The following is a 21325-nucleotide window of genomic DNA, read 5'->3' as shown; positions in this document are numbered from 1 at the left end:
GAGGCCTCGGGGGAGGCGCAAGAACGTTCCACGCCGCCCCGAAGCCCCTTGGAGACCCGAAGGCAGGAGACCGCACCGCAGATGACGGAACGACCCGCGCAGCGCACGCCCAATCGACAGCTCGCCGCGCTCATCGCAGAAGCGGGGTTCTCCAACGCAGGTCTCGCCCGTCGCGTGGACCAGCTCGGACTCGAACACGGACTGGACCTGAGATACGACAAGACATCGGTGACCCGGTGGCTGCGGGGCCAGCAGCCCCGCGGGACCACCCCCGCGCTCATCGCCGAGGTGTTCACCCGCCGCCTCGGCCGGCGCCTGAGCGCGCAGGACCTCGGGCTCGACGCCTGCGCGCCCGTGTACGCGGGGCTGGAGTTCGCCGCGACCCCCGAGGAGGCCGTGGACATCGTCAGCGGCCTGTGGCGCAAGGACTCCGGGAGCCACGCAGAGCTCCGCAAGATCGCCTTCACCCCGGCCGGGCTCGTCGTGCCCAGCCGTGACTGGCTGATCGGCCGGGCCGACGACCGGGTCGCCCGCGGCGAGCAGCCCTCCCGCATCCCCGCCCAGGGCCGCCCGGCCTCGCCCAAGGTCACGGCGCCGCCCGAGCCGGGGGGATCCGGCTTCCGGCGCGGCCGGACCGAGCGGGGCCCCGGCCAGCGGGTCAGCGGCGGGGACATCGCCGCGCTCCGCTCGGTCGGCGAACTCTTCCGCGCCCTCGACCACGCCTACGGCGGCGGCCACGCCCGCCAGGCACTGGTCCGCTACCTGGAACACGAGGCCGAGCCCATGCTGCGCGGCGTGTACGGCGAGCAGACCGGCCGCCACCTGTTCGCGGCCGCCGCCGACCTCACCCGGCTCGCCGGCTGGACGTCGTACGACATCGGCGCGCACGGACTCGCGCAGCGGTACTTCGTCCAGGCGCTGCGCCTGGCGCAGGCGGCGGGCGACCGGGTGTACGGCTCCTACGTGCTCATCACGATGAGCCGGCAGGCCGTCTACCTCGGGCACGGGCGCGAGGCCGTACAGCTCGCGCGGGTCGCGCAGCAGGGTCTCGGCTCCGGGGGGCCGCACGTCGTCCAGGCGCTGCTGCACGCCGTCGAGGCGCGCGGCCACGGGGTGCTGGGCGAGGTGAGGGCCTGCACGGCCTCGCTGGTCCGGGCCGAACGCGCGCTGGAGGCGTCCCGGACCGGCGACGAGGTCCCGCACTGGGCCCGCTACTTCGACGAGGCGCAGCTCGCCGACGAGTTCGGGCACTGCCACCGGGACCTTCAGCAGTTCCGGGCGGCGGCGCAGCACGCCGAGCGCTCGCTCCAGCTCCGGGCGCCCGGCTACGCGCGCAGCCGGCTGTTCTGCCGGGTGGTGCTCGCCTCGGCGCGGCTCGGGCTCGGCGAGCTCGACCAGGCCTGTCTGCTCGGCGCGGAGGCCGCGGGGCAGGCGGCGGAGATGCGGTCGGCGCGGGCCGTCGAGTACGTACGGGACTTCGAGAAACGGCTCGAACCGTACAGGGACGCCGCGCCCGTCCGCGGCTATCGCGACAAGGTGGCCGCGCTGAGCTGAGCGCGCGGGCGGGAACGGCCGGACAGGCCCTGGGCCGGGGCGTCCCCGGTCTCCGGCCTGGGGTACCGGAGACCGGGGAGCTCGATGCGCGCACCGGGGCGGGGGTGCGCCCGCCCTCGCGCGGCGGGTCCGCCGGGAGCCGGGTCCGCGGCCTCCGGGAGTGCCCGGAGGCCGCGGGGCCCGCGCGCCGGGGCTCCGGAACTCCGGAACTCCGGAGCCCCGCGCCGGAGTTCCGGAGCCCGGGGTCAGGCGGCGGCGGACTCCAGAGGCTCGGCCGACGGGGCCGCCGCGCGGACGTCCAGGTCCGTCAGGAGGGCGTGGGCGGCCCGCCGGGCCGAGTGCAGCGCGCCCTGCACCGTGCCGGTGTCCCGGTGGTCACCGCACACGTACAGGCCCGCGAGCAGCCGTACGGGGCGGCGCGGATCGTGCGGCGGCGGCATCGCCGGGACCGCTTCCGGCTCGTGATGGACCGCCAGCAGTTCCCAGCGGGTCGTCGACGTGCCGTAGACGCGGGCGAGCTGGGCGCGGACCGTCGCGTCCAGGTGGGGCGCGGCGGGCGGTGTGCCGAGCACGGTCGAGGAGATCAGGGCGCGGCCCGCGGGTGCCCGGGTCGGGTCGACCTGGCTGACGACCGCCGTGTGCGCCACCGGGCCGCCGCGGTCGGCGTCCAGGAGCAGCGCCGGCTCGGTGAGCGGCGGTTCGTCGGTGGTGTGGTGCAGGACGGTCACCGGATGGAAGGCGGGGACGTGCAGTCCGGGCAGGAACCGGGCGGCGGCACGTGCCCCGGTCGCCAACAGGATTGCCCGGCAACGGAGTTCACCGTGGTCCTTCGTCGTGACGCGGGTCGTGGAGACGGCGGTGACCTCGACGCCTGTGTGCACGGTGCCGGGTGGAAGGGCGGCCGCGAGCAGCTCGGGGAGCGCGTCCGCGCCGCCTTCGGGCAGACACAGCCTCCCCGTCGCGAAGGAGTGCAGCGCGAGGTCGGCGAGGCGGCTCGACGTCCGTAGCTCCGGGTCGCACAGCAGGGCCGCGAGAAGGGGGCGCAGAAAGGCCTCGACCGTACGGGCCGGAAGCCCCCGGGCGGTCAGCGCGTTCGCCGCGGTGAGGTCGGGGCGGGCGAGCAGGCGCTCCGGCGGAGTGGCGGCGAGGCGCGCGAGGGCGGCGCCGAGACGGGACTGGTCGAGGGGGCTGCCGAGCGGGCCGGGGCGGGTGGTTCCGCGCGCGGGCCGGGGCAGCGGAAGCCGGGGGGCGCTCGCGAGGGCGCGCGCGGTGGTGAGTGCGCCCCTCGCGCTCCGGGATGTGCCGGGCGTGCCCGTGGGGTGGCGCCGGCCGTCGCTGTGCAGCAGCACGCCCGGCGAGAACGGGCACAGGACGAGGCCGTCCAGGCCCGGGGTGTGGCGCAGTTCCGGGTACGAGGTGGACAGGAGCCGGCCGATCCGGTCCAGCCGGAAGCCGTCGACCTTCTCCGTGGACATACGGCCGCCGACGTGAGGGGCGGCCTCGAGGACGGCGGTCCTCAGCCCCGCCCCGGTCAGATGCCGTGCGGCCGCGAGGCCGGCGACACCGGCTCCCACGACGACGACGTCGACGTCTTCCGTGATCTGTGCCGTGTGCGCGGCGTGGCGTGCGGGCTCTAGCACGTGCCCCTCCTCGAGGTTGCGCGGCCGGTGGGGACGTCATGCCCCCAACACGCTTCTGGAATGCCCCGGTTCGGATCGAGGGTGCGAGGTTCGGCCGCGCGGCGGAAGCCGCGCGGCGGCCGGGCACGGGAGCATGGGGGGTGCATGTACCCGCCCGGCGGGGGTGGCCGAACCCGTCCGGGCGGGCCCACGAGCCTCGGGCCCACTCGTCCGTCCGGGCGCCGGGAGTCCTCGCCTCCCCGGGCGGCGTTCCTCAGCCGAGGGCCGCCCGCAGGGCTCCGTCGATCGAGGGGAACGCGAAGGTGAAGCCCGATTCCAGGAGGCGGGCGGGCAGGACGCGCTGGCTGCCCAGGACGTCCTCGGCCATGTCGCCGAGGGCGAGGCGCAGCAGCGGGGCGGGCGCGGTCAGCAGGGTCGGGCGGTGCAGGACCCGGCCCATGGCCTCGGTGATCTCGCCGTTGGTGAGCGGGTCGGGGGCGGTCAGGTTCACCGGCCCGGACAGCGACTCCGTGTCGATGAGATGCCGGATCGCGGCCACCTCGTCGTGCAGCGCGATATAGCTCCAGTACTGGCGCCCGTTCCCCATCCGCCCCCCGGCACCCGCCTTGAACAGCGGAATCAGCCGTGCCCAGGCCCCGCCCTCGCGGGCCACCACGAGCCCGGTCCTGGGAAGCACCGTGCGCACCCCCGCCTCCTGCGCGGGAGCGGTCGCCTCCTCCCACTCCACACAGACGGACGGCAGGAACCCGTCCCCGGGCGGCGCGGACTCGTCCACCGCGCGGCCGTCCGTGTCGCCGTAGAACCCGATCGCGCTCCCGTTGACGAAGACCCGCGGCGGTTCGTCGAGCGAGGCCACCGCCTCCGCGAGCGTCACCGTCCCGAGCACCCGGCTGTCCCGGATCATCCGCTTGTACGCACGCGTCCAGGGCCGCCCCGCCACCGGCGCCCCCGCCAGATTGACCACGGCGGCACAGCCGATGAGCCCCACCGCGTCGATCCGCTGCCGCTGCGGATCCCACCGGATCTCGTCCGGCGAACGCGGCTCACGGCGTACGAGCCGGACCACCTCGTGCCCCTCGGCGCTCAGGGAGCGTGCCAGCGCGGAGCCGATCAGGCCGGACGCGCCGGCGATCACGATGCGGGAACCCGGGGACAGCGGTGAGTCGCTCATGGGTCCATCCTGCCCCCGCCACCCAGGACTTCACGGAAGGCCGCAGCGCGGCGGCCGTACAGTGACCGGTATGTCAGCTGCTCCGCGGATACGCCCCGCCACCCTGGACGACGAGGACGCGCTCGGCCGGATCGACCGCGACACCTGGTCCACGCTGCACGCGGTCATGCCGCGCCCCCGGCCGCCGTACGAGCCCTTCTACAGCGAGCGGTTCGGTCCCCGGGACCATGTCGTCGCCGAGCTCGACGGCCGTCTCGTGGGGTACATCCGGCTGGGCTTCCCGACCCGGCTGGCCTGCAACGCGCACGTCCGGCAGATCCTCGGACTGGCCGTCGCCGACGAGGCCCGCGGCGCCGGGGTGGGCCGCGCGCTGCTGCGGGCGGCGCGCGAGGAGGCCCGCCGCCAGGGCGCCCGGCGCATCACCCTGCGCGTGCTCGGCCACAACACCCCGGCGCGCGCTCTCTACGAGTCCGAGGGGTTCGTCGTCGAGGGGATCCTGCCCGGGGAGTTCCTGCTGGACGGCGCCTACGTGGACGACGTCATGATGGGACGCCCGCTCTGACCGGCTCTCCCCTTCGGGACCGTGTTCCGTGAGGTGTTCGCTCAGGAGGTGACGAGGTCGCCCGTGTCCACCCGTGCGGTGGCGTGCGCGGCCTTCTTGGCGTCGCTCGCGACCTCGTGCGCCGTCAGGACGTAGCCGGTCTCGTCGTCCGAGGTCGAACGGGCGAAGACCACGCCGTACACCTCGCCGTCGGTGGTCAGGAGCGGACCGCCGGAGTTGCCGGGCCGGACGGTCGAGCGGATCGAGTAGATCTCGCGGGTGACCGTGCCGGAGTTGTAGATGTTCTGGCCCGTCGCGTTGATGCGGCCCGCGACGGTGGCCGCCTGGAGGTCGAGGCCGCCGTCCTGCGGGTAGCCCGCGACCACGGCGGAGTCCCCGCGCGAGGCGACCCCGTCGAAGTGGAGGACCGGGGCCCGGAGAGCCGGCACGTACAGGACGGCGACGTCCTTCTGCGGATCGAAGAGGACCACCCGCGCCTGGTACGGGCGGCCGACCCCGCCCACCCGCACGGTCGGCCGGTCGATGCCCGCCACCACGTGCGCGTTGGTCATCACCCGGTGCGGGGCGTAGACGAAGCCGCTGCCCTCCCGGCCCTGGTTGCCCGAGACGCCCTCGACCTTCACGGTGCTCAGCTTGGCGGCGTTCGTCGCGGACGGCGTGACACTGTCCCCGGAGGGCTTGGCGACACCGGCCGCCGGTTCGTTCTCGAACGGGTTGAAGACCTGGGGGAAGCCCGCCTCCGTGAGTGCCGAGGTCGCGCGCGAGAACCAGGCCGGCGTGGTCTCCGGCATCGTGTTCTGCACGGCGCCCAGCAGCGCCGAGTTGCGGATCGACTGCGTGACGACCGTCGAGGAGGACGCGCCCAGGACGCTCGCCGCCACCCAGGCCACCAGCAGCACGGCCAGGGTGTTCGCCGCGGCTCCGCCGATCCCGTCGGCCACCCGCAGCGGCCCCTGGTCCAGCTCGCGGCGCAGCTTCAGCGCCAGCCGCCCGGCCAGCTCGTGGCCCACCACGGCGGGCACCAGCACCGTGAGGACCGCCGTGACCGTCGCCGCCGGTGTCCCCGCCGTGACCAGCTCCATCATCCACGGCAGCACCCATACGCCGATGACGGCGCCACCCACGAAGCCGGCCAGGGAGACACAGCCGGCCACCAGGCCGCGACGGTACCCGGACGCCGCGTAGACCAGGATGACCAGCATCAGCAGGAGGTCGAGAACATCCACGGAGCCGCCTTTCTCTAGGGCCCCTTAGTACGCGTCGGGCGGGCCCAGTGATCAGCCACGCGCGTTCGGTGCCGCGGAAACGGCCACACACCCGTGGACCTGTAGAAACGTCCCGGACACGCTCGATGGTTCCACCAGGTGGCACACCACACATCGCGGCCCGCGAGGATCCGGGTCAGGGTGGCTCCATGCGTGTCTTCCGGAAGCCGCGGGGACCTCGAATACGGAGCGGGGAGCGGGCTTCCCGGCACGGGCGGCACGGACGCCCGGGGCCCGGGGCGTCCGAGAGGCTCACCCGCGGCGTGGCGCGAGCCCCCTGGGTGCCTCTGCCACCCCGTGTGCGCCGGCATGCGCCGGTGGGGCTGCCGAAACCGGTCCTCGTCGCCCTCGGGTGCGTGCCGGGCCTGCTCGCCGTCCTGGCGCTGGTGATGTGCGCGGCCGGGGTGGACCGCTCGGCGGCCCGCGGCGCCGCCCCGCCCCCGGTCGCGGCCCGGATCACCGTTCCCCGTCCCGTCGCCAGGCCGCCCATCGTGCCGCGGACGGCGTGGCTGGACGCCGTGAGCACCCGCGAGCAGCCGCCGCCCCGCTACGACGACCGCGTCGTGGCGGTCTTCATCCACCACACCGATTCGCCGAGCGACTACGACTGCGCCGACGTGCCCCGCGTCATCCGTGACGTGTACGCGGGCCAGACGGGCGCCAAGGACTGGGACGACATCGGCTACAACTTCCTCGTCGACCGCTGCGGCACGATCTACGAGGGCCGCGCGGGCGGGATCGACCGGCCCGTCACCGGGGCGCACACGCAGGGCTTCAACCACCGCTCCGCCGGGATCGCCGCGATCGGCACCTTCACGGCCGGATCACCGGTGCCGAAGGCGATGACCGACGCGATCGCCCGTCTCGTGGCCTGGAAGCTCGGGCTCAGCGGCGTGGACCCCCGGGGCACCGTCCGCCTCGTCTCCAGCAACAGCCTCAGCCGTTACGCCGCGGGCACCGCCACCGTGCTCTCCACCGTCTCCGGCCACGACGCCGCCTTCATGACGAGCTGTCCGGGCGCCGCCCTCAGCGCCCGCCTCCCCGAGATCCGCGACCGAGCGGCCCGCATCCAGGGCCGCTGAGCGCCCGGCTCCACATCAGTCACAGGAACACCCCCGTCAGTCACAGGAACACCCCCGGCGGCTCACAGAGTCCCCAGAGCCGGGCGCCCTACCGTCCACGTACGGCGCCGCACGGCGTCGTACGCGCTGACCGGAGGCGGGGATCATGAGGATCAGTCGGACGGGGAGCGGGGCGCACGCGGGGCGCACCGGGGGCGGACAGGACATACGGGCCGTGGAGCCGTCCACTGGCCGGACGACGGCGGCGCGGGGGCCGTGGGCGGTGGTGTGCGCCGTGGCCACGGTCGTCCTGGGCCCGGCGGCGGTGACGGCGTCCGCGCTGGACCAGGCCAACGCGGCCCCGCAGCACCACACGGCGCGAGCCGACGGCCCGCAGGCGTACATCCCCGCGGACCGGACGCGCCTGCCGGCCGTACCCCGGAGCCGCACGGGCACGCCCTGACACCCCGGTCCGGCCGGCCCGTCAGTCCTCCCTGAAACGCTCCCACAGTTTGGGATAGCGTCCCGCGATGACGGACTCGTTCTCGAACTCGAGCGGGGCTCCCTCGGGCTCGGCGGGGGCGGCCGGGATGCCGAGTGAGGGGGCGACGGCACCGGTCAGCTGCTCGTAGGCCTCGTCGGCCGCGTACCCCAGCTCCTCGCCGTCGCCGTCGATCTCCTCGTCGAAGTCGTCCAGGAGCTCGGCGAGCGTGTCGGGGTCGTGCATCGCCCCCTCGAAGACCTCCCGGCCCTGGCCGATCAGCCAGCACCGGAAGAAGTCGAACGCGTCGTCGCTGGCCCCGTCGAGCAGCACCCAGGCCGCGCCCCACAGATCCCAGCGGTACGCGCGGTTGTAGCGGGACTCGAAGTGCCGGGAGAAGTCCAGGACGGAGTCCGGGTCCAGCTGGACGAGCCGCTCGACGAGCAGATCCGCCTGTTCCTCGGGGTCTCCCTCGGCAGTCTCGCGGGTCGTGTCCACCAGCTGCCAGAACTCCGTCTCGTCCATCACGGGTCCAGCATCGGGCCTGGGCGGGAGGGACGCACGTGGAGCGGCGCAGATTGTTATGCATGCACATGCCGAAGGTAAAACCGCCGGGTTCATACGGATTTCAAGCGGGCGGAGGCGAACGATTCCCCAGGCCGCGCGCCCTGGGCCCGCGATCACCGGCGCGGCACCACCGATCGGCCCGCGATCACCAGCGGAGCACGGCCGACCGGCCCGTGTCACCGGTAGAACGCCGCCGCCGCGGCCGCGTCCTCGGCGCAGCGCTTCCGCAGGGCCTCCGGAGCAAGCACCTCCACCTCGGGCCCGAGGCCCCGCAGCTGTATACGGGCGACCTCCTCGGACTCGACCGGCAGGGTGAGGGTCACCCAGCCCCGCCCGTCCGGGGTGCCGGAGGCGGCGAGTCCCTCCTTCGCCGACGTGGGATCGAGAGCGTACGGCAGCAGTCGTACGCCCTCCGGGGACAGCCGTACGACGGCCTCGGACCGCAGGACGGACCGGGCGAACTCCTCGGCCCGCTCCTCCCAGAACGCCGGCAGATCGAAGCCCTCGTCCCGCCGGAACCGCTCCGCGCCGGGGTCGACGGCGGTGAACCGGTCGATCCTGTACACGCGGAAGGCCTCCGCGTCCGGCACCCGCGCGCACAGGTACCAGAGCCCCGCCTTCAGGACGAGCCCGTACGGTTCGAGGGTCCGCTCCGCCTCCGACCCGCGGCGCCGGTAGCGCGCGAGGACCGGGCGGTCGTCCCACACCGCGTCCGCGAGCGCGGGCAGCAGCTCGGGCGTCCGCGGCTCGCTGAACCAGGCGGGCGCGTCCAGATGGAAGCGCTGCGCCGCCGATCGCGAGGCGCCTTGCGCGGAGGGCGTCAGTGCCGCCGACACCTTCAGCCGGGCCGCCGACGCCGTGTCCTGAAGGCCCATGTCGCGCAGCGCCCCCGGCACCCCGCTCAGGAACAGTGCCTCCGCCTCGCTCCGCGCGAGTCCCGTCAGCCGTGTGCGGTACCCGCCGACCAGGCGGTAGCCGCCGGCCCGGCCCCGGTCCGCGTAGACCGGAATTCCCGCCTCGGACAGTGCCTGCGCGTCCCGGGCGACCGTGCGCTCGGACACCTCCAGCTCCCGCGCCAGCTCGGCGGCGGTCATCGACGCGCGGGTCTGGAGCAACAGCACCATCTTGATCAGACGAGCGGCACGCATGTCCTCATGATGCCGGGCACCACCGACAACGACGGGACGGGCGCCCACCCGGCGGGGTCCGGCGGAAGGAACCGGGAAAGCGAGAAGGGGTACGGCGACCGCCGTACCCCTTCTCCGTGTTCAGCTCCCGGGCAGACGGGAATTGTCAGCAGACGGGAATTGCCAGACAGGCCCTACAGGCCGTAGCGCTCCCGGGCCTCCTTCACCGCCGACGCCTTGACCTCGCCGCGGCGGGCGAGCTGCGCCAGCGCGGCGACGACGATCGACTGGGCGTCCACGCCGAAGTGACGGCGGGCCGCCACACGCGTGTCCGAGAGACCGAAGCCGTCGGCACCGAGCGAGGACCAGTCCTGCTCGACCCACTGCGCGATCTGGTCCGGGACCTGGCGCATGTAGTCGGAGACCGCGAGCACCGGGCCCTCGGCGCCCTGCAGCGCCTGGCGGACGAACGGCACCCGCTCCTCGCCACGCAGCAGGGCCGCGTCGGCCTCCAGCGCGTCACGGCGCAGCTCGGTCCAGGAGGTCGCGGACCACACGTCGGCGGCCACGCCCCACTCCTCGGCGAGCAGCCGCTGGGCCTCCAGGGTCCAGTGGATGGCCGTACCGGAGCCGAGCAGCTGGATGCGCGGGGCGTTCGCCGCGGCCACGTTCAGGCCCGCCGACTCCGCCGTGTTGAAGCGGTACAGGCCCTTGAGGATGCCCTCGTCGACACCGGCCGGCTTGGCGGGCTGCGGCATCGGCTCGTTGTAGACGGTCAGGTAGTAGAAGACGTCCTGGTCCTCGCCCGGGGCCGCCTCGCCGTACATCCGGCGCAGACCGTCCTTGACGATCGCCGCGATCTCGTACGCGAACGCCGGGTCGTAGGACAGCGCGGCCGGGTTGGTCGCCGCGATGACGGGGGAGTGGCCGTCCGCGTGCTGCAGGCCCTCACCGGTCAGGGTCGTACGGCCCGCCGTCGCGCCGACCAGGAAGCCGCGGCCGAGCTGGTCGCCGAGCTGCCACATCTGGTCGGCCGTGCGCTGCCAGCCGAACATCGAGTAGAAGATGTAGAAGGGGATCATCGCTTCGCCGTGCGTGGAGTACGCGGTGGACGCGGCGATGAAGTCCGCCATGGAACCGGCCTCGGTGATCCCCTCGTTGAGGATCTGGCCGTCCTTGGCCTCCTTGTAGTACATCAGCTGGTCGCGGTCGACCGGCTCGTACGTCTGGCCCTTGGGCGAGTAGATGCCCAGCGACGGGAACAGCGACTCCATACCGAAGGTACGGGCCTCGTCCGGGACGATCGGCACCCAGCGCCGGCCGGTCTGCTTGTCGCGGACCAGATCCTTGACCAGGCGGACGAACGCCATCGTCGTCGCCAGGTTCTGCGTGCCGGAGCCCTTGTCGAAGGACGCGAACGTCTTGTCGGCGGGGGCCGGCAGCGGGGCCAGCGCGTGCGTGCGGCGGGCCGGGGCCGGGCCGCCGAGGGCCGCCCGGCGCTCCTGGAGGTAACGGACCTCGGGGGAGTCGGCGCCCGGGTGGCCGTAGGGCACCACACCGTCGACGAACCGGCTGTCGGAGATCGGCAGTTCGAGCAGATCACGCATCTGCTTGAACTCGTCCGTCGACAGCTTCTTCATCTGGTGGTTGGCGTTCTTCGACGCGAAGCCGTCACCGAGGGTGTGGCCCTTGACCGTCTGGGCCAGGATCACCGTCGGCGCGCCCTTGTGGGCGAGGGCGGCGCGGTAGGCCGCGTACACCTTGCGCGCCTCGTGCCCGCCGCGGGAGAGGTGGAAGCACTCGAAGATCTTGTCGTCGCTCAGCAGCTTCGCCATCTCGACGAGCGCCGGGTCGGCGCCGAAGAAGTCCTGGCGGATGTAGGCGGCGTCGCGGGTCTGGTACGTCTGCACCTGCGCGTCGGGCACCTGGCGCAGGCGGCGGACGAGCGCGCCCGTGGTGTCGAGCTGGAACAGCTCGTCCCAGGCGTTGCCCCACAGCGACTTCACGACGTTCCAGCCGGCGCCGCGGAACTGGGCCTCCAGCTCCTGCACGATCTTGAAGTTCGCGCGGACCGGGCCGTCGAGGCGCTGCAGGTTGCAGTTGATGACGAAGGTCAGGTTGTCCAGACCCTCGCGGGAGGCGAGCGCGAGTGCCGCCGTCGACTCCGGCTCGTCCATCTCGCCGTCACCGAGGAACGCCCACACGTGGGACGCGGAGACGTCCTTGATGTTGCGGTTCGTCAGGTAGCGGTTGAAGCGCGCCTGGTAGATCGCCGACAGCGGGCCGAGGCCCATGGAGACGGTCGGGAACTCCCACAGCCAGGGCAGCCGGCGCGGGTGCGGGTACGACGGGAGACCGTTGCCGCCCGCCTCCTGGCGGAAGTTGTCCAGGTGGTGCTCGGTCAGGCGTCCGTCGAGGAAGGCGCGGGCGTAGATGCCGGGAGAGGCGTGGCCCTGGATATAGAGCTGGTCGCCGGAGCCGTCACCCTCCTTGCCCTTGAAGAAGTGGTTGAAGCCGGTCTCGTAGAGCCAGGCCGCGGAGGCGAAGGTGGCGATGTGGCCGCCGACGCCGTGCTTCGCGCCCCGGGTCACCATCGCGGCCGCGTTCCAGCGGTTCCACGCGGTGATCCTGGCTTCCATCGCCTCGTCGCCGTCCACGGTGGGCTCGGCGGCGGTGGGGATGGTGTTGACGTAGTCGGTCTCGAGCAGCTTGGGCAGCGCGAGACCGTTGCCCTCGGCGCGCTCCAGCGTGCGGCGCATCAGGTACGCGGCACGGTGCGGCCCGGCCGCCTGGGTGACGGCGTCCAGGGAGGCCTGCCATTCGGCGGTCTCCTCGGGGTCGCGGTCCGGGAGCTGGTCGAGCTCGCTCGGCTGGATTGCGGTGGGGTCGGTCATTGCGCCGCCTTCCGGATGCGGAGGGGGGTTCCCTCATCGGCAAGGGGTGTTCGGGGGTGCCCTTGGTCTATGGCAGGACAGGGCGATGGGCTCTTGTGGGAGCCCGTCGAGGACTGTAACCCCCTGATCGATGATCGATCAAAGGATTCCGGGGGAAATCCTCTTCAGATCGGAAAGTCGGCACGGGGTGCCTTGGAGACAGGCACCGGGTGCCGTGAAAATCGACGGTTTTCGCAGGTGGGAGCACGGTTGAGCGCGGGTGTGCTCCCCTGCGCCGATGTCGTCGGCGCTTCTCTCAGGGGCGCGGGGCGCAGCCGAGGACGTGGGCCTTCACGAGCTCGGCGATCAGCGGATCGCGCCGCCGGAAGGCGTCCACGAGGGCCTCGTGCTCCTCCGCGTACGACTGCTGCACGGTCCCGAGCCAGCGGATGGACAGGGCCGTGAAGACCTCGATGCCCAGGCCCTCCCAGGTGTGCAGGAGGACGGAGTTCCCGGCCGCCCGGACCAGCTCGCGGTGGAACCCCACGGTGTGCCGCACCTGGCCGGTCCCGTCGGCCAGCCGGTCGGCCTCGTACAGCGCCGTCACATGGGGTTCGAGGGCCGAGCAGTCCTCCGCCAGCCGGCCGGCCGCCAGCTCCGCCGCGATGGCCTCCAGACCGGCTCGTACGGGGTAGCTCTCCTCCAGGTCGGCGGCCGTCAGGTTCCGTACCCGCACGCCCTTGTTCGGCGCCGACTCGATCAGCCGCAGTGACTCCAGCTCGCGCAGTGCCTCGCGCACCGGGGTCTGGCTGACCTCCAGCTCGGTGGCGATCCGCCGCTCCACGATCCGCTCGCCCGGCTTCCAGCGCCCGCTGACGATCCCCTCCACGATGTGCTCGCGGATCTGTTCGCGCAGCGAGTGGACGACGGGCGCGGTCATGAAGGCTCCTTTGACAGGGGTGGCGGGACCCCGAGGGCGTTTGACCTTTAGACAATAAGGCCGTGGCTCGGTCGGTGAGGGGCGCATGGCGGCGCTTTCCCGCAGGTGAGACGAGGCTTACACGCTGTGGGAGTGTTCCCGTCCGTAGGGTCTCGTACCGGGTGAAGTCCGGATTCGTGCCGTCGATGTGATCGTCGGACGCGGGCCCCGGCGGAAGAACGGCGGCCGCGGGAACCCGGCCCCGGGGAAACACTGCACCTCCGCCCGGAGATCCGGGGCGGGGAACGCGGCACCTCCGCGCGGAGACAGGGGCGAGGAACGCGGCACCTCCGCGCGGAGACAGGGGCGGGGGGACACGGCACCGCCGCCCCGGAAGTCCCCGCCCCCGCCCCGGAAGTCCCGCAGGAAACACGGCACCCCCGCCCGGAAGTCCGGACGGGGGTGCCGTGTCGGCGTGCCGCGTGCGAGCGGTGCGGGTTACAGGCCGAGCTCGACCTCGAACTCGCCCGCTTCCAGGATCGCCTTGACCGCGGTCAGGTAGCGGGCGGCGTCGGCGCCGTCCACCAGACGGTGGTCGTAGGACAGCGTCAGGTAGGTCATGTCGCGGACACCGATGACGGTGCCCTCTTCCGTCTCGATGACGGCCGGACGCTTGACCGTGGCGCCGATGCCCAGGATCGCGACCTGGTTCGGCGGCACGATGATCGTGTCGAAGAGCGCGCCGCGCGAGCCGGTGTTGGAGATGGTGAAGGTCGCGCCGGACAGCTCGTCCGGGGTGATCTTGTTCGCCCGGACCTTGCCCGCCAGGTCGGCGGTCGCCTTCGAGATACCGGCGATGTTCAGGTCGCCCGCGCGCTTGATGACCGGGGTCATCAGGCCCTTCTCCGAGTCCACCGCGATACCGATGTTCTCGGTGTCGAAGTAGGTGATCGTGCCCTCGTCCACGTTGATCCGGGCGTTGACGGCCGGGTGGGCCTTCAGCGCCTGGGCCGCGGCCTTCACGAAGAACGGCATCGGGGAGAGCTTGACGCCCTCGCGGGCCGCGAAGGAGTCCTTCGCCTGCGCGCGGAGCCTCATCAGCTTGGTGATGTCGACCTCGACGACCGAGGACAGCTGCGCCTGCTCGTGCAGGGCCTTCACCATGTTGTCGCCGATGACCTTGCGGATGCGGGTCATCTTGACGGTCTGGCCGCGCAGCGGGGAGACCTCCAGGGCCGGCGCCTTCTTGGCGGCGGCGGCCGGGGCGGCGGCCGGAGCCTGAGCCTTGGCGGCGGCCTTCGCGGCCTCGGCGGCGGCGACGACGTCCTGCTTGCGGATGCGGCCGCCGACGCCGGTGCCCTTGACGGCGGCCAGGTCGACGCCGTTCTCGGCGGCGAGCTTGCGCACCAGCGGGGTCACGTACGCGCCGTCGTCACCGGTGGTCGCGGCGGGCGCCGGAGCAGGGGTGACGGGGGCGGGCGCGGCCACCGGCGCGGGGGCCGGGGCGGCGGGCGCGGCCGGAGCGGCCGGCTGGACCGGAGCCGGGGCGGCGGCGGCCGGGGCGGCCGGAGCAGCCGGGGCCGGGGCCGGAGCAGCCGGGGCCGGGGCCGGAGCAGCCGGGGCCGGGGCCGGAGCAGCCGGAGCCGGCGCCGGAGCGGCCGGAGCCGCGGCGGGGGCGGCGGGGGCGGCCGGGGCGGCAGCGGCCGGAGCCGCGCCCGGAGCGCCGATGACGGCCAGCTTCGCGCCGACCTCAGCGGTCTCGTCCTCGCCGACGACGATCTCCAGCAGTACGCCGGCGACCGGCGCGGGGATCTCGGTGTCGACCTTGTCCGTGGAGACCTCGAGCAGGGGCTCGTCCTCCGCGACCTCCTCGCCGACCTGCTTCAGCCAGCGGGTGACGGTGCCCTCGGTGACCGACTCGCCCAGCGCGGGCAGCACGACGTCGGTACCGGAGGCGCCACCGGCCGGAGCGGCGGGCGCGGCGGCGGGAGCGGCCGGGGCCGGGGCCGCGGGGGCCTCGGCGACCGGGGCAGGGGCGGCCGGAGCGGCGGCCGGGGCCTCGGCGGCGGCGGGAGCGGGGGCGGCGGCGGGCGCGCCCGTGCCGTCGTCGATGACGGCCAGCTCGGCGCCGACCTCGACGGTCTCGTCCTCGGCGACCTTGATGGACGCCAGGATGCCGGCGGCGGGGGAGGGGATCTCGGTGTCGACCTTGTCCGTCGACACCTCCAGCAGCGGCTCGTCGGCCTCGACGCGCTCGCCCTCGGCCTTCAGCCAGCGGGTGACAGTGCCCTCGGTGACGCTCTCACCGAGTGCCGGAAGGGTTACGGAAACCGGCATGGTTTCTGTTGCTCCTTATTGGGGTCTCCCCTGCCCGACCGGGATCGAGAGCTCGGGGAAGTGCGGAAGTCTGTGGTCGTCGTCGAGCCCTGCTCGACGCGGTGACTGGGGACGGCCGGTGGCCGGGGAGTCCCCCCGGCCGGGCCGATCAGTCGTGCGCGTGCAGCGGCTTGCCCGCGAGCGCGAGGTGGGCCTCGCCGAGCGCCTCGTTCTGCGTCGGGTGGGCGTGGATGAGCTGGGCGACCTCGGCGGGCAGCGCTTCCCAGTTGTAGATCAGCTGGGCCTCGCCGACCTGCTCGCCCATGCGGTCGCCGACCATGTGGACGCCGACCACGGCACCGTCCTTCACCTGGACGAGCTTGATCTCGCCCGAGGTGTTGAGGATCTTGCTCTTGCCGTTGCCCGCGAGGCTGTACTTCAGGGCGACGACCTTGTCCGCGCCGTAGATCTCCTTGGCCTTGGCCTCGGTGATGCCGACGGAGGCGACCTCGGGGTGGCAGTACGTCACGCGCGGCACGCCGTCGTAGTCGATCGGGACGGTCTTCAGACCGGCCAGCCGCTCCGCGACCAGCATGCCCTCGGCGAAGCCGACGTGGGCGAGCTGGAGCGTCGGGACGAGGTCGCCGACGGCGGAGATGGTCGGGACGTTCGTGCGCATGTACTCGTCGACCAGGACGTAGCCGCGGTCCATCGCGACGCCCTGCTCCTCGTAGCCGAGACCGGCCGAGACCGGGCCGCGGCCGACGGCGACGAGCAGGACCTCGGCCTCGAACTCCTTGCCGTCGGCGAGGGTGACCTTGACACCGTTCTGGGTGTACTCGGCCTTCGAGAAGAAGGTGCCCAGGTTGAACTTGATGCCCCGCTTGCGGAACGCGCGCTCGAGAAGCTTGGAGGAGTTCTCGTCCTCGACCGGGACGAGGTGCTTGAGGCCCTCGATGACGGTCACCTCGGCACCGAAGGACTTCCACGCCGAGGCGAACTCGACGCCGATGACGCCGCCGCCCAGGATGATCGCGGACTGCGGCACGCGGTCCAGGACGAGCGCGTGGTCCGAGGAGATGATGCGGTTGCCGTCGATCTCCAGGCCCGGCAGCGACTTCGGCACGGAGCCGGTCGCGAGGAGCACGTGGCGGCCCTGGACGCGCTGCCCGTTCACGTCGACGGAGGTCGGGGAGGACAGACGGCCCTCACCCTCGATGTACGTCACCTTGCGGGACGCGATGAGACCCTGCAGACCCTTGTACAGGCCGGAGACGACGCCGTCCTTGTACTTGTGGACGGCGGGTACGTCGATGCCCTCGAAGGTGGCCTTGACGCCGAACTGCGCGCTCTCGCGGGCCTGGTCGGCGATCTCGCCCGCGTGCAGCAGGGCCTTCGTGGGGATGCACCCACGGTGCAGGCAGGTACCGCCGACCTTGTCCTTCTCGATCAGGGCGACGTCCAGGCCCAACTGCGCTCCGCGCAGCGCCGCGGCGTAACCGCCGCTACCGCCGCCGAGGATCACTAGGTCGAAAACGGTGCTGGCGTCGTTCGCCACGTCACGTCCTCCATGCATGTGCGCCGTTACGCCGGGCACCTTTGTCCCTTACGGGCGGTTGACCGGTCGGTCGGCTGGTGTCCGGCCGCTCTTTCTACGGCCCTGTGGTGGGGGCCCTGTCCTGCCGAGAACCCATCTTCGCACTTGTCGAGGGCGAGCGAGACGCCGGGCCGGTGTGTGGGACGTCTGATCCATCACGTCGACGGGGTGCGGAGCCGGGTGAACCTGCGGATTTCGTCGAGGGCGAAACCTCCGTTCGGCCATACGAGCGGCCCCGGGCGCGCGGACGCCCGGGGCCGTATGCCGTGTCGTACGAGGGCTCAGCCCAGATCGCCGGCCGCGGTCAGCTCGGCGAGACGGACCAGGGTGCGGACCGCGGAACCGGTGCCGCCCTTGGGGGTGTAGCCGAACGGGCCGGCCTCGTTGAACGCGGGGCCCGCGATGTCCAGGTGCGCCCAGGTGATGCCCTCGCCCACGAACTCCTGCAGGAACAGGCCGGCGACGAGGCCGCCGCCCATGCGCTCGCCCATGTTGGCGATGTCGGCGGTGGGGGAGTCCATGCCCTTGCGCAGGTGCTCGGGCAGCGGCATCGGCCAGGACTCCTCGCCGACCTCGTCGGCGGCCTCGACGATCGCGGCACGGAACGCGTCGTCGTTGGCCATCACGCCGAAGGTGCGGTTGCCGAGCGCCAGCACCATCGCGCCGGTCAGCGTCGCCACGTCGACGATCGCGTCCGGCTTCTCCTCGGAGGCCTTCCACAGCGCGTCCGCCAGGACCAGCCGGCCCTCGGCGTCGGTGTTCAGGACCTCGACGGTCTTGCCGCTGTACATGCGCAGCACGTCACCCGGACGGGTGGCTGAGCCGGACGGCATGTTCTCGGCGAGCGCGAGCCAGCCGGTGACGTTGACCTCCAGACCCAGGCGCGCGGCGGTGACCACGGCGGCGAAGACCGCGGCGGCGCCGGCCATGTCGCACTTCATCGTCTCGTTGTGCCCGGCGGGCTTGAGCGAGATGCCGCCCGAGTCGTAGGTGATGCCCTTGCCGACGAAGGCGAGGTGCTTCTCGGCCTTCGAGGAGGTGTACGACAGCTTCACCAGGCGGGGACCGGCGACCGCTCCGGCGCCGACGCCGAGGATGCCGCCGAAGCCGCCCTTGGCCAGGGCCTTCTCGTCGAGCACCTGCACCTTGATGCCGTGCTCCTTGCCGGCCGCGGTGGCGACGGCGGCGAAGGACTCCGGGTTGAGGTCGTTCGGCGGGGTGTTGACGAGGTCGCGGGCGCGGTTGAGCTCCTCGGTCACGGCGGTGGCGCGCGCGAGGGCGGCCTTGAACGCGGCGTCGCGGGGCTTGCCGCCGAGGACGGTCACCTCGCCGAGCGGACCCTTGCGGCCCTTGGCGGCCTCGTTGCGGCCCGTCTCCTTGTAGGCGTCGAAGCCGTACGCGCCCAGGCGGGCTCCCTCGGCGACGGCACCGGCGTCGGCGGCGTCCGAGACCGGCAGCGCGAACACGGCCTTCTTGGCGCCGGCGAGCGCGCGGGCGGCGACACCGGCCGCGCGGCGCAGCGCCTCGGCGTCGTAGCCGGCCTCGTCCCCGGGGACGGCTCCCAGGCCGACGGCCACCACGACGGGGGCCTTGAAACCGGACGGCGCGGGCAGCTTGGTCACCTCGCCCTCGGATCCCGAGGCCCCGAGGGTCTCGAGGATCCCGGCGAGCCCGCCGTCGTAGGCGTTGTCCACGGACTCGGCGCCCGGTGCGACGACCGGGCCCTTGGGGCCCTTCGCGACACCGACGACGATCGCGTCGGCCCGCAGCCCGGACGCTGCGGCGGTGCTGAGAGTGAGAGCAGTCACGGTGGTGAGATCTCCGCTTCCATTGAAAGGTTCGTGTGTGGCCGAGAAGGGGTGGGTCGACCGGGCCCGACGGCTGACCCTAGATCCGTCCTCGGGGGCGGTCCTTGCCGGGGCCCCTGGCAGGGCGGGCGAGTACCCGGGACGAGCCTACGCTCGGGGTCGGGTTTCGCTCATTCCTACGGACGTTCACCCACAGGTGGCGCTTGTCGGATTTTCGCCCCTCACTCCCGGTGACCTGAGACACACTCATCGTGTTCAGTGGGCACATCGCCCACTGCTTTGCACGATTTCCACAGATTCCCCATGGTTTCCACCCGTGGGGGATGCTCGAGGGGGAGAAAGCTACATATGGCACAGAGTCTGCAACGGTGGAGAGGGACGGCTGCCGTCCTGGGGGCCGCCGGACTCCTTGCGCTGGGCATGGGGGCGCCCGGCGCGTCCGCGGCGGTCACGCCGCGGATCGACCTGAAGGTCCTGGTCGTGGACAACGGCGCGGGCCAGGTCGGAGCCATCACCGCGGAGCTCAGGAACTCCGGTGTCCCGTACACCACGGTCAACCTGGGCGACACGAACCGCCCGACCGTCAACGCGACGTTCCTGAGCGACACCGTGAACGGCGTCCCGCGCGCCAAGTACCAGGGCGTCGTCCTGCCGAACGAGGCTCCGTTCGGCGCGGGTTCGGCCGAACAGACCGCGCTGGAGTCGTACGAGAAGACGTTCGGCATCCCGCAGGTCGACGCCTACACCTGGGCCCACCCCGAGGTCGGTCTCGACTACACCGACCAGAACGGCGGCTGGTCCGGCGTGCTGGACGGCCAGACCACCCAGATCACCGCGGCGGGCACGACCGGCCCGTTCCGCTACCTCGACGGACCGCTGACCTTCGAGGACAACGACCCGGCCGTGCAGGAGACCTACGGCTACGCGGCCCACCCGAGGGAGGGGTTCACCAGCTACCTGAACGCGCCCAGCGGCGGCTCGATGCTCGGGCAGTACGAGCACGACGGGCGCCGCGAGCTCGTGGTGACCTTCGCGTACAACCAGTACCAGAAGCAGTTCAAGGTCCTGGCGCGCGGAATCGTCGAATGGCTCACCCAGGGAGTGCACCTCGGACAGGCCAGGAACTACTTCGCCGTCCACGTCGACGACGTCTTCGCGCCCGACGCCCGCTGGGACTCCGAGCGCAACTGCACCCCGGGCGACATCGACTGCGCGGGCGGCAACGGCGAGGACACCACCACGCCGATCCGGATGACCGCGGCCGACGCCGCCTACGCCGCCCAGTGGGAGGCCGACCACGGGTTCACGCTCGACATGGTCTTCAACGCGGGCGCGGGCGAGGAGTGGAAGGCCGAGAACGGCGGCACCGACGCCCTCACCACGCGACTGCTCGCCGACAAGGCCAAGTTCCGCTGGATGAACCACACCTACACGCACCCGTTCCTCGGCTGCGTCCAGGACACCACGACCGTGCCCTGGACCTGCTCGAAGAACGCCGACGGCTCGACGAAGTACATGAGCCGGGCCGACATCTCCGCGCAGATCTCGCAGAACAACAACTGGGCGTCCTCCCACGGCCTCTCCATCGACCGCACCGAACTGGTGACAGGCGAGCACTCGGGCCTCAAGACGCTGCCCCAGCAGCCCGTCGACAACCCGAACCTCGCTCGCGCCATGTCCGAGAACGGCGTCAGGTGGACCGGGTCCGACAACTCCCGTGAGCCCGAGCAGCGTTCGGTCGGCAACGGCGTGATGACCGTCCCCCGCTACCCGATGAACATCTACTACAACACCGGCACGCCCGAGGAGATGGCCGACGAGTACAACTTCATCTACACCTCGAAGGCCGCCGGCGGCAGCGGCCTGTGCGAGAACAACGCGACGTCCACCTGCCTGCCGGCCCCGCTGAACGCGGCCACCGGCTACGCCGACTACATCGTCCCGGCCGAGGCGCGCACCGCGCTCGGGCACGCCATCGGCAACGACCCGCGTCCGCACTACGTCCACCAGTCCAACCTGGCCGAGGGCCGCGTCCTCTACCCGGTCCTGGACAAGGTGCTCGCCGACTACAAGGCGATCTACGCCGACAACACCCCGCTGCAGAACCCCCGCCAGAGCGCGATCGGCACGGAACTCCAGCGCCGTACCGCCTGGCAGACGGCCCTGGCGAGCGGCAAGGTCACGGCCTACCGCGTCGGCAACACCGTCACCGTCACTGCCCCGTCCGGGACCGACATCCCGGTGACCGTGCCCGAGGGGACCAAGAAGCAACTCCTGGTCGGCACCACCGCGTTCGGCACGCCGTACGCGGGAGCGCGCAACGACTGGACCAAGCCGGAGCTCCTTCAGTCCGCGGTCAAGCTGAACCTGCCCGCGTAAGCACG

General features: G+C 72.6%; 15 protein-coding genes. 5 read left to right on the top strand and 10 right to left on the bottom strand.

Going from position 1 to position 21325, the window contains the following annotated elements:
* Window positions 1–81 precede the first annotated feature (81 nt).
* Window positions 82–1554, top strand: a complete 1473-nt coding sequence (locus OG410_RS12980) for a regulator (protein ID WP_329299273.1) — start codon at window positions 82–84, stop codon at window positions 1552–1554.
* A 245-nt stretch (window positions 1555–1799) separates the two neighbouring features.
* Here OG410_RS12980 and OG410_RS12975 read toward each other — a convergent pair whose 3' ends face one another.
* The gene (locus OG410_RS12975) at window positions 1800–3194 is read right to left on the bottom strand and encodes an NAD(P)/FAD-dependent oxidoreductase (RefSeq protein WP_329299272.1); all 1395 of its coding nucleotides are present in this window, start codon (window positions 3192–3194) and stop codon (window positions 1800–1802) included.
* A 253-nt stretch (window positions 3195–3447) separates the two neighbouring features.
* On the bottom strand, window positions 3448–4365 hold the full coding sequence (locus tag OG410_RS12970) for a TIGR01777 family oxidoreductase (protein WP_329299271.1): 918 nt from the start codon (window positions 4363–4365) through the stop codon (window positions 3448–3450).
* 70 nt (window positions 4366–4435) lie between these two features.
* Here OG410_RS12970 and OG410_RS12965 point away from each other — a divergent pair, with 70 nt between their 5' ends.
* Window positions 4436–4927 carry a GNAT family N-acetyltransferase gene (locus tag OG410_RS12965; RefSeq protein ID WP_329299270.1) on the top strand — a complete coding sequence of 164 codons (492 nt, stop codon included), beginning with the start codon at window positions 4436–4438 and terminating at the stop codon, window positions 4925–4927.
* 41 nt (window positions 4928–4968) lie between these two features.
* On the opposite strand, the gene OG410_RS12960 is transcribed toward OG410_RS12965, so the two are convergent.
* The gene (locus tag OG410_RS12960) at window positions 4969–6153 is read right to left on the bottom strand and encodes a MarP family serine protease (RefSeq protein WP_329299269.1); all 1185 of its coding nucleotides are present in this window, start codon (window positions 6151–6153) and stop codon (window positions 4969–4971) included.
* Window positions 6154–6509: 356 nt separating this feature from the next.
* Here OG410_RS12960 and OG410_RS12955 point away from each other — a divergent pair, with 356 nt between their 5' ends.
* Window positions 6510–7274, top strand: a complete 765-nt coding sequence (locus OG410_RS12955) for a peptidoglycan recognition protein family protein (protein WP_443063741.1) — start codon at window positions 6510–6512, stop codon at window positions 7272–7274.
* Between the two features lie 205 nt (window positions 7275–7479).
* Window positions 7480–7716 (top strand): hypothetical protein, encoded by a 237-nt coding sequence (locus OG410_RS12950; protein ID WP_329304106.1) that lies wholly within the window; start codon window positions 7480–7482, stop codon window positions 7714–7716.
* A gap of 21 nt (window positions 7717–7737) precedes the next feature.
* Here the strand turns inward: OG410_RS12950 and OG410_RS12945 are convergent, their stop codons facing one another.
* The 7 genes from OG410_RS12945 to OG410_RS12915 form a co-directional block, all read right to left on the bottom strand.
* The gene (locus tag OG410_RS12945) at window positions 7738–8259 is read right to left on the bottom strand and encodes a DUF4240 domain-containing protein (protein ID WP_329304105.1); all 522 of its coding nucleotides are present in this window, start codon (window positions 8257–8259) and stop codon (window positions 7738–7740) included.
* Window positions 8260–8477: 218 nt separating this feature from the next.
* Window positions 8478–9449 (bottom strand): helix-turn-helix transcriptional regulator, encoded by a 972-nt coding sequence (locus tag OG410_RS12940; RefSeq protein ID WP_329299267.1) that lies wholly within the window; start codon window positions 9447–9449, stop codon window positions 8478–8480.
* Window positions 9450–9622: 173 nt separating this feature from the next.
* On the bottom strand, window positions 9623–12322 hold the full coding sequence (aceE, locus tag OG410_RS12935) for a pyruvate dehydrogenase (acetyl-transferring), homodimeric type (RefSeq protein ID WP_329299266.1): 2700 nt from the start codon (window positions 12320–12322) through the stop codon (window positions 9623–9625).
* A 295-nt stretch (window positions 12323–12617) separates the two neighbouring features.
* Window positions 12618–13241 carry a GntR family transcriptional regulator gene (locus OG410_RS12930; RefSeq protein WP_328453254.1) on the bottom strand — a complete coding sequence of 208 codons (624 nt, stop codon included), beginning with the start codon at window positions 13239–13241 and terminating at the stop codon, window positions 12618–12620.
* 477 nt (window positions 13242–13718) lie between these two features.
* Entirely contained in the window at window positions 13719–15557 is a 1839-nt protein-coding gene (gene sucB, locus OG410_RS12925) for a 2-oxoglutarate dehydrogenase, E2 component, dihydrolipoamide succinyltransferase (RefSeq protein WP_329299265.1), read from the bottom strand.
* Window positions 15558–15705: 148 nt separating this feature from the next.
* Window positions 15706–17094 carry a dihydrolipoyl dehydrogenase gene (gene lpdA, locus OG410_RS12920; RefSeq protein WP_329299264.1) on the bottom strand — a complete coding sequence of 463 codons (1389 nt, stop codon included), beginning with the start codon at window positions 17092–17094 and terminating at the stop codon, window positions 15706–15708.
* Window positions 17095–17414: 320 nt separating this feature from the next.
* Window positions 17415–18941, bottom strand: coding sequence for a leucyl aminopeptidase (locus tag OG410_RS12915; RefSeq protein ID WP_329299263.1), 1527 nt, complete (start codon window positions 18939–18941; stop codon window positions 17415–17417).
* A 348-nt stretch (window positions 18942–19289) separates the two neighbouring features.
* Between OG410_RS12915 and OG410_RS12910 the strand changes: the two genes are divergently transcribed.
* Window positions 19290–21320, top strand: coding sequence for a hypothetical protein (locus tag OG410_RS12910; RefSeq protein WP_329299262.1), 2031 nt, complete (start codon window positions 19290–19292; stop codon window positions 21318–21320).
* Window positions 21321–21325 lie beyond the last annotated feature (5 nt).

This window comes from Streptomyces sp. NBC_00659, assembly GCF_036226925.1.
Classification (GTDB): domain Bacteria; phylum Actinomycetota; class Actinomycetes; order Streptomycetales; family Streptomycetaceae; genus Streptomyces.
The sequence above is the reverse complement of the archived record's forward strand: the minus strand, read 5'-3'. Positions and strand labels throughout refer to the sequence as shown.